The sequence below is a fragment of the Rhodococcus sp. ENV425 genome, from assembly GCF_002887785.1.
In the GTDB taxonomy this organism is placed as follows: Bacteria; Actinomycetota; Actinomycetes; order Mycobacteriales; family Mycobacteriaceae; genus Rhodococcus; species Rhodococcus aetherivorans.
In genome coordinates this window covers 1-1032 of sequence record NZ_PCZU01000245.1, presented here as the reverse complement: position 1 = coordinate 1032, position 1032 = coordinate 1, and the positions used below count along the sequence as shown (strand labels likewise).

Annotated in this window: 1 pseudogene; it reads right to left on the bottom strand. The window is 73.3% G+C overall.

Annotation, left to right across the window (positions count from 1 at the left end):
* Positions 1-2 precede the first annotated feature (2 nt).
* Positions 3-1032, bottom strand: a pseudogene (locus CQZ88_RS21435) (NlpC/P60 family protein); the annotation flags it as partial.

Below are 1032 nucleotides of genomic sequence, written 5' to 3'. Positions count from 1 at the left end.
GTTCAGAGCAGGCGCCGGGCCTTCATGCCGGGGAAGACCGCGCCGACGCGCACCACGTCCCCGAACGTCGGGGCGTGCACCATCTGACCGCCGCCGATGTAGATGCCCACGTGCCCCGGCCCGTCGGACTGCCAGTTGCCGAATACCAGATCCCCCGGCCGGGCCAGCTGGATCGGGATCTCGGTGCCGACCCGCCACTGCGTCTGCGAGGTGCGCGGCAACCTCACCCCGGTCGCCGCGTACACCGCGTACGACGTCAGGCCCGAGCAGTCGAACCCGCCCCCCGACGGACCGTTGACGTTGCCGCCACCCCACACGTACGGCAGCCCCAGATACCGGAACGCCAGGTCCACCACCCGGTTGCCGGTCTCGGTCATCCCCGGCAACCCCAGCCCGAAGAACGGCGAGAGCAGCCGCGCGAACACCATCTCCGTCGCCCGGATCTTCGCCACGTACGGCTTGGTCTGGTTCTCGTAGTCCGGCGACCCGGACGGCATCCCCCCGGACCGGCGCACCGCCCCCAGCCCGGCGTTGTACGCCGCCAACGTCAGGTCCAGGGTGTCCCCGCGCACCACCCCCTGCGCCTTCCACTGCTCGATCTGCCGGTAGTTGTCGCACAACAGATTCCCCGACGCCATCACCGGATCGGCGATGCCCAGCACATCGGCCCGCCCGTCCCCGTCGGCGTCCTTGCCGTAGGCATCCCAGGTTCCGGGCATGAACTGCCCCGGCCCCTTCGCCCCCACCGGCGAGACCGGGGCGCTGGGCCCGTACCGGAAGCCGTTCTCCGCCGAGTACAGCGCCGCCAGCACCGGCGCGCCGACCCCGTCGCACAACTGGCCGGCCTTGCGCAGCCACGGCGCGAACACCGCGATCGCGCCGATCGGCGCGCAGGTTCGTCCCGGGCAGGATCGCCGGGATCGACGGCAACGTCACCGCGCCGCCACCCCACGCCGGACCCGGCGCCCACGCGCCGCTGCCCGTCGCCCCGGTGGCCGGCGCCCCGAACACCGACGGCCGTCCCGCCGGCGC